At 24.2% G+C, this 13,610-nt stretch carries 17 protein-coding genes and 3 tRNA genes; 18 read left to right on the top strand and 2 right to left on the bottom strand.

Annotated elements, in window-relative coordinates:
* The 15 genes from NQK76_RS00115 to NQK76_RS00045 form a co-directional block, all read left to right on the top strand.
* A partial coding sequence (locus tag NQK76_RS00115) for a hypothetical protein (RefSeq protein ID WP_255872573.1) occupies window positions 1–467 on the top strand: 467 nt, incomplete at its 5' end.
* Window positions 468–472: 5 nt separating this feature from the next.
* Window positions 473–868, top strand: coding sequence for a hypothetical protein (locus tag NQK76_RS00110; RefSeq protein WP_255872572.1), 396 nt, complete (start codon window positions 473–475; stop codon window positions 866–868).
* 429 nt (window positions 869–1,297) lie between these two features.
* Window positions 1,298–2,884: a ribonuclease Y gene (rny, locus tag NQK76_RS00105; protein ID WP_004995075.1), complete on the top strand. Its 1,587-nt coding sequence runs from the start codon at window positions 1,298–1,300 to the stop codon at window positions 2,882–2,884.
* 24 nt (window positions 2,885–2,908) lie between these two features.
* Window positions 2,909–3,676: a TIGR00282 family metallophosphoesterase gene (locus NQK76_RS00100; RefSeq protein WP_004995072.1), complete on the top strand. Its 768-nt coding sequence runs from the start codon at window positions 2,909–2,911 to the stop codon at window positions 3,674–3,676.
* Complete coding sequence (gene miaA / locus NQK76_RS00095) at window positions 3,669–4,568, top strand: tRNA (adenosine(37)-N6)-dimethylallyltransferase MiaA (RefSeq protein ID WP_004995069.1); 900 nt, start codon at window positions 3,669–3,671, stop codon at window positions 4,566–4,568. The genes NQK76_RS00100 and miaA overlap by 8 nt, the downstream gene beginning before the upstream one ends.
* On the top strand, window positions 4,561–5,139 hold the full coding sequence (gene efp / locus NQK76_RS00090) for an elongation factor P (RefSeq protein WP_004995066.1): 579 nt from the start codon (window positions 4,561–4,563) through the stop codon (window positions 5,137–5,139). Before miaA ends, efp begins: the two co-directional genes overlap by 8 nt.
* 87 nt (window positions 5,140–5,226) lie before the next feature.
* On the top strand, window positions 5,227–5,919 hold the full coding sequence (gene cmk, locus NQK76_RS00085; RefSeq protein ID WP_004995063.1) for a (d)CMP kinase: 693 nt from the start codon (window positions 5,227–5,229) through the stop codon (window positions 5,917–5,919).
* Entirely contained in the window at window positions 5,907–7,217 is a 1,311-nt protein-coding gene (der, locus tag NQK76_RS00080; RefSeq protein WP_004995061.1) for a ribosome biogenesis GTPase Der, read from the top strand. Before cmk ends, der begins: the two co-directional genes overlap by 13 nt.
* Before the next feature lie 5 nt (window positions 7,218–7,222).
* On the top strand, window positions 7,223–8,203 hold the full coding sequence (locus tag NQK76_RS00075; RefSeq protein ID WP_255872571.1) for an NAD(P)H-dependent glycerol-3-phosphate dehydrogenase: 981 nt from the start codon (window positions 7,223–7,225) through the stop codon (window positions 8,201–8,203).
* Between the two features lie 236 nt (window positions 8,204–8,439).
* Window positions 8,440–8,727: an HU family DNA-binding protein gene (locus NQK76_RS00070; RefSeq protein ID WP_004995059.1), complete on the top strand. Its 288-nt coding sequence runs from the start codon at window positions 8,440–8,442 to the stop codon at window positions 8,725–8,727.
* Window positions 8,728–8,771: 44 nt separating this feature from the next.
* Window positions 8,772–8,978, top strand: a complete 207-nt coding sequence (locus tag NQK76_RS00065) for a hypothetical protein (protein WP_004995057.1) — start codon at window positions 8,772–8,774, stop codon at window positions 8,976–8,978.
* A 194-nt stretch (window positions 8,979–9,172) separates the two neighbouring features.
* Window positions 9,173–9,322: a 50S ribosomal protein L33 gene (gene rpmG / locus NQK76_RS00060; protein WP_004995055.1), complete on the top strand. Its 150-nt coding sequence runs from the start codon at window positions 9,173–9,175 to the stop codon at window positions 9,320–9,322.
* Between the two features lie 131 nt (window positions 9,323–9,453).
* Window positions 9,454–9,527: transfer RNA gene (locus NQK76_RS00055), tRNA-Cys, on the top strand.
* Window positions 9,528–9,676: 149 nt separating this feature from the next.
* Entirely contained in the window at window positions 9,677–10,000 is a 324-nt protein-coding gene (locus NQK76_RS00050) for a cyclic-di-AMP receptor (RefSeq protein WP_004995053.1), read from the top strand.
* 122 nt (window positions 10,001–10,122) lie between these two features.
* Window positions 10,123–10,341 carry a 30S ribosomal protein S15 gene (locus NQK76_RS00045; RefSeq protein ID WP_004995051.1) on the top strand — a complete coding sequence of 73 codons (219 nt, stop codon included), beginning with the start codon at window positions 10,123–10,125 and terminating at the stop codon, window positions 10,339–10,341.
* Between the two features lie 770 nt (window positions 10,342–11,111).
* Here the strand turns inward: NQK76_RS00045 and NQK76_RS00040 are convergent.
* Together NQK76_RS00040 and NQK76_RS00035 are read right to left on the bottom strand one after the other, a co-directional pair.
* Window positions 11,112–11,186 (bottom strand) — tRNA-Gly (locus NQK76_RS00040).
* A 96-nt stretch (window positions 11,187–11,282) separates the two neighbouring features.
* A tRNA-Thr gene (locus NQK76_RS00035) sits at window positions 11,283–11,356 on the bottom strand.
* A 206-nt stretch (window positions 11,357–11,562) separates the two neighbouring features.
* On the opposite strand from NQK76_RS00035, the gene NQK76_RS00030 reads away from it, so the two are divergent.
* The 3 genes from NQK76_RS00030 (at window position 11,563) to NQK76_RS00020 (ending at window position 13,433) form a co-directional block, all read left to right on the top strand.
* Window positions 11,563–11,988 carry a hypothetical protein gene (locus NQK76_RS00030; protein ID WP_004995049.1) on the top strand — a complete coding sequence of 142 codons (426 nt, stop codon included), beginning with the start codon at window positions 11,563–11,565 and terminating at the stop codon, window positions 11,986–11,988.
* Window positions 11,989–12,103: 115 nt separating this feature from the next.
* The gene (locus tag NQK76_RS00025; protein ID WP_036690887.1) at window positions 12,104–12,427 is read left to right on the top strand and encodes an S-adenosylmethionine synthetase N-terminal domain-containing protein; all 324 of its coding nucleotides are present in this window, start codon (window positions 12,104–12,106) and stop codon (window positions 12,425–12,427) included.
* 880 nt (window positions 12,428–13,307) lie between these two features.
* A complete protein-coding gene (locus NQK76_RS00020) occupies window positions 13,308–13,433 on the top strand; it encodes a hypothetical protein (RefSeq protein WP_255872570.1) in 126 nt (41 codons plus the stop codon).
* Window positions 13,434–13,610: the final 177 nt, after the last annotated feature.

The raw sequence follows: 13,610 nt of genomic DNA, 5'->3' as shown, positions 1-13,610 counted from the left end.
GTCAGTTAAAGGTAGGCCATGCAGAAACTGATAATTCAAAATCTTTAGGACAAGGTCAGTTAAAGGTAGGCCATGCAGAAACTGATAATTCAAAATCTTTAGGACAAAGTCAGTTAAAGGTAGGCCATGCAGAAACTGATAATTCAAAATCTTTAGGACAAGGTCAGTTAAAGGTAGGCCATGCAGAAACTGATAATTCAAAATCTTTAGGACAAGGTCAGTTAAAGGTAGGCCATGCAGAAACTGATAATTCAAAATCTTTAGGACAAGGTCAGTTAAAGGTAGGCCATGCAGAAACTGATAATTCAAAATCTTTAGGACAAAGTCAGTTCAATAGAAACCGTGTAGTCTTTAATTCTCAGAAATCTCCTAGACGATCAAAAAACAAAAAAACAAGATATATCTCTAATCAAAATCAGAATTTGGATTCTGTAGAATATAAGGAAAAAACTGAAAAAAAGCTATAAATAAATTGCAAAAACAAGATAATGATATTTTAGAATTAAAAAATATTTATTATGATGAAATATCTTCTATCATCGCAAATGAAGACTTGTTAACATCAATAGATTCTGAATACAAAGATAACAAAAAACTTTCTACAAATGACAATTCGTTAACACTAATAGATTCTGAATACGAAGATAACGAAAAACTTTCTGTAATTTCCGATAGTTTGATGGAAAAAGATTTAGATTACGGTGAAAAATATCTTAATAAAAAATCTTCTACAAATGCTAATGCTAAAATAATTAAAGATATTCCCCGATCTAAAAAAATCTCGCCATCTGTATTAAAAACTATTATAGCTTCTTCGTTTGGTTTGATACGCACAACTTTTTATAAAATTGTTTTTGCTTTCAGATAATGTTTTTGACAATTATATTAATATGTTTTTTTATTAAAATTATAAGTTTCTTGATTTTTTAGTCCAATATATAAATATTGTAATTATTATTAATTTCGTTACTAACTCATTTAATTTAACATAAAATAATTTAAATCTTAATATAAAAATATATGGGATGTAATGTACGTACTTTTATCTAATTAGTATTGTATGTATTATTTTAATAATTAAATGTGGTTTTTTATAAATTATAATTATAATAAGCAAATTAATTAAAAATTAATTTGTTTATTTTTTTTGTTTTTTAAAAAAAAATTATTAGATGTAGAGCATTTCAAAAAAAATTTAATTATAAAAAAATATTTTGTTTTTTATCATAATTTAATCAATTAAGTTTAAATAATATTTAAAACAAACAATTACAACGGAAGGCATAAATTTATTATTATGTTAGGAACATCAACAAAATGGTTCCTTGCTTTGTTTATTTACTTGCCCTTAATTATTGTCATTTTAGGATTTTTGTATTATTTAATTTTTTATTATCAACAAAAAATTAAAAGAATTATACAAACAACAAAAAAAAATGCTCAAGAAAAAATTTCTAATGCCCAAATAATAGCTCAAGAAATGATTTCAAAAGCTAAACAAGAAATCCATATTTTAAAAAAAGAAGTGGAAGAAGATTTGAATTTAAGAAGACGCATAATTGTTAATTTAGAAGAACAGATTATTCATAAAGAAGAATTATTAAATTCTCGTACTAGATATTTAAACGATAAAGAAGAATTGTTGTATATGAAAGAACAAAAAATTAATATTTCTCAAACACAAATTGAACAAATGCAAAATAAAGTTCAAAATCTCATTATAAAACAACAAAATGAATTAGAAAACATTGCTTCTTTAACTAAGGAACAAGCTAAAAAAATTATTATGGATGAAATTCGCAAAAATTCTCAACAAGAAATTATGAGTTATATAAAATCTCAAGAAGAAGAATGTAAATTTCAAGTTAAAAAGAAAGCTAATGTTTTGTTAGTTTCGGCTATGCAACAATTATCTCGTAAAATCTCTTCTGAAAATAATGTGGATATAGTTTATTTAGATAATAACGAATTAAAGGGGAGAATTATTGGCAAAGAAGGACGAAATATTAGAACTTTTCAAATTATAACAGGAGTAGATTTAATTATAGATGATATACCAAATACTGTTATATTAAGTTCTTTTGATGCTAAAAGACGTGAAATAGCACGTCGAACTTTAGAATTTTTAATTTTAGATGGACGTATTACACCTGTTAGTATAGAGCAAACTTTTACCAAGGTTCAAGATGAACTTGATAATTTTATTCAGGATATAGGTGAAGAAGCTGTTTTAGAAGCTAAAATAGGGTTTTTAAACGAAGAATTAATAAAATTATTAGGTTCTTTGCATTTTCGTACTAGTCATGGTCAAAATGTTTTACAACATTCTTTAGAAGTATCTTTTTTAGCAGGTAAATTAGCTGCAGAAATAGGAGAAAATGAATTATTAGCTCGTAGAGCAGGTTTATTGCATGATATTGGAAAATCTTTAGATTATCAATTAGAAGGAAGTCATGTAAAAATAGGTTTAGATATTGTTATGAAACATAAAGAACCTTTAGAAGTAATAGATGCTGTAGCATCTCATCATGAAGATCAAGAACCTAGTAGTATTATTGCTGTTTTGGTTGCTATTGCAGATGCCATTAGCGCTTCTAGACCAGGCGCTCGCCGTGATTCATTAGATAATTATATTAAAAGAATTACTCAATTAGAAGAAATCGCTAATAAAATCCCCGGTGTAGAAAAATCTTATGCTATTAAGTCTGGTCGAGAAATAAGAGTTATTGTGGATCCTAAACAAATTGATGATTTAGCAATTTTTACAGTAATTCAAACAATTAAAGATCAAATTATGAAAAATATTAGATATAATGGTAGTATTAAAATAACTGTTATTAGAGAAGTTCGTTTGACCGAAATTTCAAATTTAAGCATTAGTTAATTTTAATACAAAGGTAGTATCATTATGAATATTCTTTTTATTGGAGATATTTGCGGTTCCATAGGAATTAATTATTTAATTGAAAAAATTAATTTTTTAAAACAACGTTATCAAATTAATATTGTTGTCGCTAACGCAGAAAATGCTGCAGAAGGACAAGGATTAGATTTTCAAAGTTTTTATAATTTAAAAATTTCAGGTGTGAATATGATTACTATGGGAAATCATACTTGGAAAAATCATGATTTAAAGTCATTTATAGAGCATACTAATATTATAAGACCGTTAAATGATGATAGTTTACATATAGGTTATGGTCATAAAATTATTAAGTATAAAGATAAAAAACTTTTAATTATGAACGCTTTGGGTCGGGTTTTTATGAATAATAAATTTTTATCTTGCCCTTTTAAAAAAGTAGAAAATGTTTTAAAAGTTTATAAAAATCAATATCATTATGCTTTATTAGATTTTCATGCTCAGGCGACTAGCGAAAAACTAGCTTTAGCGAATTATTTTGATGGAAGAATTAATGCTATTGTCGGTACTCATACTCATGTTCAAACAAATGATGAAAGAATTTTGCCTAAAAAAACTCTTTATATTTCAGATGTAGGTATGACAGGCCCTTTGGATGGTATAATAGGTCAAGATAAAAATATTATTATTAATAATTTTTTAAATAATCATAAATTAAAACATAAAATTGCTAAAGGCAAAAGACAATTAAATGGAGTGGTTTTGACATTAGGTAAAAAACAAAAAATTATGAAAATTAAATATCATGAATAATAAAATGCAAAAAAAAATTATAGTTATTGTAGGTCCAACTGCTTCAGGAAAAACTTCTCTTTCTTTGAAATTAGCTAATTTTTTTTGTGGAGAAATTATTAATGCTGATTCAGTTCAAATGTATAAAGAATTTGATATTGGTTCTTCCAAAATTTCGCTTAAAGATACTCATATCCCTCATCATTTGTTGGACATTATTAATCCTGGAGAACAATATAATATTTTTTACTTCCAAAAAGATGTAAGAAATAAAATTATGAATATTAAAATTCCTTTTATTGTTGGTGGCAGTGGTCTTTATATTAAAGCAGCTTTATTTGATTATGAATTAAATATTTCTAAAAATTATGAAAATCAATTTTATCAAAATGTAACCATCGAACATATGTTAACTTTTCTTTTCGAAAAAGATCCGAATTTAGTTTTAGATATTAAAAACCCGCGCCGGATTATTAGTGCTTATCGTCAAGCAATTTGTAATAGTTTAAGGTCTCAAAAGAATGGTTCAAACAGGCCATTATTTGATATTTTGACTATTTATTTGAATATAGAAACTCAATTTTTAAAACCGCGTGTTATATTAAGATTAGAACAAATGTTAAAACAAGGTTTTGTTCAAGAAGTTAAATATTTAATGAATAAATATCCTAATGCTAATTTTAATATTATTGGTTATCGAGAGATTAAAGAGTTTTTGGAAAAGAAAATTTCTTTTCAACAAGCTTATGATTTAATCATTACCAAAACTCTTAAATATGCTAAAAGACAAAAAACTTGGTTTATGAATCAAATGTTATCTTTGGTGCAATTAGAAGCTTTGGATCCTCAATTAGAAACGAAATCTATTGATATAATTAAAAATTTTTTGAAAAAAGGTAAATTAAATGATTAATACAAATGATTTTAAAACAGGAATGACTATTAAATTAAAAAATAATATTTATCAAATAATTGATTTTCTTCATGTTAAACCTGGTAAGGGTTCTGCTTTTGTTAGAAGTAAATTAAAAAATTTAAAAACAGGTAGTATTATTGAATATACTTTCAATTCAGGTATTAAAATTGAAACAGCTTTAGTAAATAAATTGAAATTAAAATTTTCTTATATACAAAACGGAATATACGTTTTTTTTAACGAAAATACTTATGAACAAATTGAAATTGCTGAATCAGATGTTAAAAATATTAAAAAATATTTAGCTGAAAATGTTATGGTTGAATTTCTTTTTTGTGATCAAAATAATATTTTAGGAACAATTTTACCAGATAAAATAGTTTTAAAAGTGCATCAAACAGATCCTGTTATTTCCGGAGACAATAATCGTAAAAGCAATACTGCTTATAAAGAAGCTGTTTTAGAGACAGGTTTAATTATAAAAGTTCCCGTGTTTATTGAAACAGGAGAAAAGATTATTATTAATACCTCTAATGATTGTTATGTTTCTCGTTATAACGAAAAATAAATTTAATCATTTAAAATTTTTTTTATGTTTAAGAATTTTTTATTTTAATTAAAATATTGTTTATATTAAGGAGTTTCTTTTATTGCTATGAATTTTAAAGTAGCTATTGATGGTCCAGCTGGAGCTGGTAAAAGTACTGTTAGTCAACTATTAGCTAATAAATTAAAATGGTTTTATTTAAATACCGGATTATTATTTCGTATAATTACTTTTTATATATTAAAAAGTGAAATTAATTATAATAATGATAATTTGGCTTTTCATGAATTAGAAAAATTATTACAAAATTTAAATATTAGGTTAACAAATAATGGTTTTTATTTAAATAATGAATATTTTTCTGTTAATTTAAACGATTTTGATATTGAAAGTAAAGTTTCAAATATTTCTTCTTTGTTACCTGTTAGAAATAAAATTTTAATATTGCAACATCAAATAATGCGTGAACATGATTATATTATTATGGATGGACGGGATATTGGTACCGTTGTTATGCCCGATGCTAATTTAAAAATTTTTTTAACTGCTAGTATAAAGCAACGAGCTTTAAGGAAACAAAAAGATTTACAAATTAAAAATAAAGATTTTATAAATTTATTTGAGATAATGAAAAAAATTAAATTACGAGATTTAAAAGATGAAAAACGCTCTATTGCTCCTTTAAAAAAAGCAGCAGATGCTATTTTAATAGATAGTACTAATTTGTCTATTGAAGAAACAGTGAATGCAATAGAGAATTTAATTAAAAGGGAAATATCGGTTAAAACATGTTTAAAGTAGCTATTGTAGGTCGCCCTAATGTAGGTAAATCTAGTTTATTTAATCGTCTTTTAAGGCAAAGATTAGCTATAGTGGATTCGAAAGCTGGCACTACTAAAGATCGTATTTATGCTGATACTCAATGGTTAAATCAAAATTTTATCATTATTGACACAGGTGGTATTAGTTTTAACGATTTACCTTTTCAGGAAAAAATTCAATATCAAACTCAAATAGCTATTCAAGAAGCGGATGTAATTGTATTTGTAACAGATATTCGAGATGGAATTACTCAAGATGATTTGTTAATAGCAAAACTTTTATATTCGAAAATTTCAAAAGTAATATTGGCAGTTAATAAAATGGATAATGTTAATTTATTATCGGAAACTTATGATTTTTACAGTTTAGGTTTTAATGAAATTTTAGGTATTAGTGTTCTCCATGGTATCGGTATAGGGACGCTTTTGGATAGTATTATTTCTAAACGTCCATTAGAGCAAATTCCTAATAACATTAAAACTGAAGATATGGTTAAGTTTTGTGTGATTGGAAAACCTAATGTTGGTAAATCTACTTTTATAAATGCTTTATTATCCGAAGAAAGAATGATTGTTTCTAGTATTCCTGGAACTACCACAGATATAGTTGATAATATATTTGAATATAATAAGCGTTTTTATTGTATTGTTGACACAGCAGGTTTAAAAAAAAGAGGGCAAATAAAAGCTGGTAAAGAAAAATACAGTTTTTTAAGAACTTCGATGGCTATATTAGAAAGCGATATTGTTTGTTTTATGATGGATTCGAGTCAAAAAATTAGTGATCAAGATAAAAATATCGCTTCTATGATTTTTAAAGCAAATAAACCTTGTATTATTATCGCTAACAAATGGGATTTAATTTCAAAAACAGATCAGGTTTATGATACATTTAAGATTAATATAAGAAATGAATTAAAATTTCTTGATTATATGCCATTAATTAATATTTCTGCTTTGCAAAAATATAATTTAGATGAGTTTATAAAGATTTTGGATAAGATTTTTGCCAATTATAAAAGTAATTTTACAGATCATGTTTTGAATGATATTTTGTATAAAGCTATTCAATTAAATCCGCCTCACATTTTTCAACAAGGTAAAGCTCGTTTTTATTATTTAAAACAAATTTTTAATAAACCGCCTACTTTTGTTTGTTTGGTTAATGAACCGAAATTTATTCATTTTTCTTATGAGAGATTTTTGAAAAATCAATTGAGATTAAATTTAGAATTACAAGGGTTACCTATTAAAATCATTTTCAAAAGGAAAAGTTAGCGTATATGCAAGAAAAAATTACTATTATAGGCGGTGGAGCTTGGGGAACTACTTTAGCTCAAGTTTTATCAGATAATGGCCATTGGGTTTTAGTATATGATAATAATATTGAATATGTAAATTGTATTAAACAACATAAACACCCTGTTTTTATTAAAGCTTTAAATCAAAAAATTCAAGCTACTTATATTTTATCTGAAGCTTTATTATATTCTGATTTAATAATTTTATCTATACCTGCGCAAAAAATAAGATTATTGTTGCGAGAAATCAATGTTATTTTGAAACAACGATCAAAAAATTTTATTAATGTTTCTAAAGGTATAGAAGTGGAAAGTTATAAGACTATTCAAGAAATTATTCAAGAAGAATTGGATTCATTTAAAATTGGTAATTATGGTTGCCTTATGGGGCCATCTCATGCTGAAGAAGTTATTGAAGGATATTTAACTTTTTTAGTATCTGCTTCTTCTGATTTACAATTCGCTAAATTGATAAATCGTATTTTTACTAATAAAAATTATTTAAAAGTTTTTTTGTCTAATGATGTTTATGGTTGCGAGATATGTAGTGCTTTTAAAAATGTTTTGTCTTTAATCAGTGGTATTTTAGATAGGAATAATTTTAAAAATAATGCTAAATCCGCTTTTTTTAGTATAGCTATTATGGAATTATATAAGTTAATGAAATGTTTAGGGTTTTCTTTAGAAACAATTTTAAGCGTAGCAGGTTTAGGTGATTTAATAGTAACGAGTTTTAATGAAAATTCTCGTAATTATAAAGCTGGTATCCAAATAGGTTTAGGTTTGGATATTGCATCAATTTATCATAATAGTCAACAAACTATAGAAGGTATTAATAATTTAAAAGCTTTTTATCATTTAATGTTAGATAAAAATATAAAATTGCCCCTTATTAAAAGTGCTTATCAAGTGGTTATAGAAAATAAACCTATAAATTATCTCTTTAAAGCGATTATGAAATAAATTTACATTAAAATAACGATTTTGTGTTAATAAAACTTATTTTTATGCTAAAATCAAACTAGATTCAAGTTTTTTGACATTATTTTAATGTTTAAGAATATATTTATATTATTTTGTTCATAAAAACATTAATTTATTTTCTCTAAATTTGGATTTTAATAAAAAGTTAAAAAGATTTTTAGCTTTTATTTAATTGAAAATGATTTTAAAATTTAATAAAGGAGCCAAAACAAATAATGAGTAAGGCTGAATTGATATCTAAAGTAGCTAAAGATACAAATATGAAAAAAAAAGATGTTGTTAAATTTTTCAAATCTTTATATGATATCATGGGTGACACTTTAAATAAAAAAGAAAAATTTACAATTCCTTATTTAGGTTTTTTTAAAATGTCCTATCGTAAATCAAGAAAATTTAAAATACCTACTACATCTGAAATCAGAATTACTCCTCCTCAAACAGTACCAACATTTAAAATGAGTCCTAAAGTTAAAAGAGATTTTAAAAAAATCTTATCCGAATAATAAAATATATAAATTAAATTGTTGGAAAAAGAGGTTGATTTTTTTTGAATTATTTAGATCAAAATATTAATCATTATCGCCATTTTATTGGAGCTAAAGTTAGTGTTGCAGGCGAACAAGAAATAGGTGTAGTTACTAGAATTGATATTCAAAATAAAATTGTATGTGTTTTATTTAAGAAAATGAGAGAAGTAAAATATCGTTATCCAGAGGTTTTGGATAAAAAACTTATTAAAATAATTGAAATTTAATGTAAATTAAATTTTTTTGTAGTTCAATTTCAATATAGTTTAATAAATATTAAATATTTAAAAATTTTATTATAGTATTAAAAGAATAGTTTTATAGCTATTTTTTTAATTTATAACGATATTAATTATCGTTTTAATTTTAGTAATAATTTGGATTATTTAGTTTTCAGAATATTCATGAGGTTATTAGAAAAATGAGTGAATTAGTAAAATTATTTTGTCAGAAATGTGGCAGAGAAAATTATCATACTTATAAAAATAAAAAACAAAATTCTAAAAATTTGGAATTAAATAAATACTGTCCTTTCGAAAGAAAATATTTACTCCATAAAGAGAAAAAATAAATTAATTTAATGATTAAAAGAATATTAATTTATATTATTTTTTCAGTTATTTAAATGCAATAAATTTTAAATTTTTATTATTTAGATATTTTGGAAAATAGTATTTTTACTTCTTTTATTATTATTTTTATGGCCCTGTAGCCAAGTGGTAAGGCATAGCTCTGCAAAAGCTTGAACATCGGTTCGAATCCGTTCAGGGCCTCCATTTTTTTAATATATGTTTCAAATATATTATTTTAATTGTAAATTAAATTGAATTTATTGTATTTGGAAATATATATTATTGAATTTTTTTATAAAATAATATTTTTTATAGATTTAAATATTATATAATAGTAGCATATGAATAAAAAAATGAAATTAATTTTAGCTATTGTTTCATCAGAAGATGCTGATGAAGTACAACATAATTTAAGTAAAAATAACTTTTTTAGCACAAGATTATCAACTCAAGGAGGCTTTTTAAGTAAAAAAAATGTTACTTTAATTATAGGTTTATCAGTTGATAAAGTGGAACAAGCTATAGAAATTATTAGATTCCATTCTCGACAAAAAACACAAATTATACCGAATGATATTTTAAATGAATTTTCCGCTTATTACTCTTTGCCTTCTGAAGTTTCTGTTGGTGGAGCTACTATTTTTATTTTAGATGTGGAAAAATTTTTAAAGTTATAATTATTCGTTAAAGGAGAAATATTTAATAATATTGATGGACATAAATAATAATTAATTTAATTAATCTATTGATTAATTTAAATTAATTTTGTTTTTGTAGTTTGAAAGGATATCACTGAGCCATGGCTTTGAATAAAGAGCAAAAGAAAAAAATTTTAGAACAATGTGATGCTAATCTCGTGAATACGGGTTCCAATAAAGTACAGTTTAATTTATTAAACTCTAATATCGAAGTATTATCATATCATGTTAAAAAACATCCTGGTGATTTTCAAGCTAAACGTAGTTTAATTATTAAACGTCATCAGTTAAAAATAATAAAAAGAAATATTCTTAATTAAGTTTTTATCTTAATCAAATATTTCTTTTTTATTTTTTTGTTAAGTATTTAAATATTAAAAAAGTATTACCAATTTTTATAAAAATAAATAAAAATTTTAGACATAATAAAATATTAAATTTTTTACTTATAAAAATAAAATAATTACTATATAAAATTGTTTATAAAAAATTAAAAAAATAATTTGGTGATGTTAAAAATCTGTTATCTATTTGTTTGTTGTTTAAAGATAAGAGAAGTTATATTTACTGCATATAGCGAAATACATTGGTAAAAATTTTATAATCGATTTTTATTTTTAATTAATTATTTTTTCGATCATTCTTATTAATTTCAAAATTTTTTTGATTTATCTAAAATATGGCCTAAAATTTCTTTAGTAATTTTGGCTATTGATTTTGAGTTGATTTATGTACGATATTTTAATAAATATAATTACATGGCGTTTTAATTGTTAGGTGTCTTATTTAATTGAATAATCTTTTAAATTTAAAAAAATTTCAATAATTTTTAATTTTTTTAATAATTAATAAAATATATTTTCTTGCTAATTGTTTGATTTTATTAAATTTAAATATTTATTAATTCGATTTTGATTAATTTATAATTTTTCGAAATTTTATTTTTAAAAATTATTAAATTTTAAAATTTAATAAAATAATATTTTATTTATTAAAAATATTTATTTAGTGATAATTAATAAAAAATTTTTGTTTAATTTGTTTTTTTACTTTAACAGTAATAATTTTTTATAAATATTGTTAATTTTTATGGAGCGAGTGAAGGGAATCGAACCCTCATTATATGCTTGGCAAGCATATGTAATAACCATTATACGACACCCGCATTTTAATTATAAATTATAATTTTTTTAAAAATTATTATTTAGTTTCTCTTACTATTAGATTTTACCAAAAAATTTAATGGATTTTACAAAATAATTGGTGCCCTTAATAAGAATTGAACTTATATTACATCATTACCATTGATGTGTTTTACCATTAAACTATAAGGGCTATATTGTTTAGCATTTAATAAATAATTATATCATAAACATAATAAAAAAAATAATTTTTGTAATATTAAATTTTATTGTTTCATTGTTAAATATAATATTTAATTTTATTATGAATTTGTGTATAATGGAAGTGACTATTTCGACTAATTAAAATAAAATTAGAGAATGAAATTAGAATGCAATTGCAGAGGAGTTTTTTTTAAAATGTCAGCAGATCAAATTAGTCCACGTAGTATAGGTTATTTAAAGTTTTTTTCAGAAAAAAGAACAACAGATAATCATGAAGAAAAAGGAAATTATGGATTTATTTATAGAAATCCTAATTTATCCGAAGAACAGCAATTAATGTTGCAAAATAAAGTACAAGAATTAAAAGATATGTCATCAGATTCTGAATTTTCAAGCGATGCTATTAATGACAAATATTCAGAAATTAAAGAGTTAATTGGTTTAGATACTAAATCATTAGAAGAAGTTTTTTTCCATGTTTCACAAATTGCAGATAGATCTGTTATAGAAATGACGCCTGAAGATAGAAGAAATTTTTTTTATCAAGGTGCTCTTTTTGAATTTGATGTAGAATCTACCCAGCAAGGTTTAAAAGCTGTGCGAATTAATAAAATTTTTTAATTTATTTTTATATATCATAAAAAAAGACTTGCAAAAGTCTTTTTTTATTGTTAGGTATAAAAAATAATTTATTGTTATAAAGTGTAATATAAGGAAGTGAGTTTTTAATCAATAAATGCAAAAGTTTACTGTAGAATCAGTTACTCAAGGACATCCTGACAAAATAGCAGATCAAATTTCTGATGTTTTATTAGATGCTTATCTTAAACAAGATTCTAATGCAAAAGTCGCTATTGAAACGATAGTAACTAAAAATAAAATTATTCTTTGTGGAGAAATTAAAAGTTCTATTAATTTAGAAAAACAAACAATAGAAACTATTATTCGAGAAACAGTAAAAAATATAGGATATATAAATAAAGAAGATAATTTTTATTATTCAGATTTGTTAATCGTTAATTTAAGGGCGGAAAAGATGCCTAAATATTTCGCAATTTAACCTATTGTACGTTTTGGAACAAAAAACGGCAACAGAGAATTGGTTATTTCTATGAAAATAGAAGTAATTATAGCAAATTCTCAAAGCAACGTGAGTAGAATATAGCTATACAAGAAAGCGATTGCAAGTTGAAATATGATTATGGATAAATTCTAGAAGCAGAATTGAAGAGAAAAAAGGAGTAATAACGAAACCTGTTGTAGCTATTTATTCGACAGTTTGCAATCTTATAAAAGGATATTAAATGTCTTTTATAATTGTTCTTTTCTTTTGGAAAAAATTTTATTTGCAATCCTACCAATATTATATTTTTTTTATAATTAAATATTATTTGGTCTTCTCGCCTAATATCATGAGGTAAATATTTAGAGTAACTTTCATCTCCCTAAACTTTTTTGTATTTCAAAAAAGCAAGGGAAAAGCAGAATCATAGTAGTCGAGAGATATTTAAAGCTTAAAATGGAATTTTTAAGTGAACTGACTCTCCAAGGAAATTAGGAAAGCTAATTGCAAGGCGAAAGAGAAACTAAAACATTTTAATAAATTTTAATTTATTTATGTTTTGGAACCGCCGGATGCTTGGAAACTTGCTTGTCCGGTGGTGTGGGGGGCTTAGAGTAAATGAATGAAATACTTAAAACGCTCTAATTTCTATCCCGATTAAATCAACAATCTGAAGAAATTGGGCGCAAAAGATGCGCATAATTCCGCTATTTAACGCATAGCCTGGAGTGATAATCTCCAGAGGTCACGTAAACACTGTAAGGTGGGCTTGATTAATTGTCTCGAAAGAGTAATTAATAACAGCAAAAGCACGCAAGCGCGATGAGACGAAATATCTAGTCAATAAGTCAGCGCCAGACCAGAAGTTAAGGAGAAGGTGAAAATCCCTAAGCGGTTAGGTAGCGTGGTAATCTGTAAACATTCTGGTAAGGTATTGACACCAGGATTAGGAAAGATATATGATGTTAGAATTTTGCATCATTTATATTATCAATATGGTTAAAAAACTAACCCTTTTCTACACTAATTTCATTAAAATATTGTTATTAATATTTTTTATGAATGCTCCAATTGGCAACAATTGTAAACTGCACCTAACACTTCTCGTAGAATTATGTCGTAACTTTGATCTCCCTAAAAGCACCACCAAAGGGTTAAAACTAACAGCTGTTAGGCTCAA

This window comes from Candidatus Phytoplasma australasiaticum subsp. ipomoeae, assembly GCF_024425275.1.
Lineage (GTDB): Bacteria > Bacillota_I > Bacilli_A > Acholeplasmatales > Acholeplasmataceae > Phytoplasma > Phytoplasma australasiaticum.
This window is presented reverse-complemented; position numbering and strand designations above follow the sequence as displayed.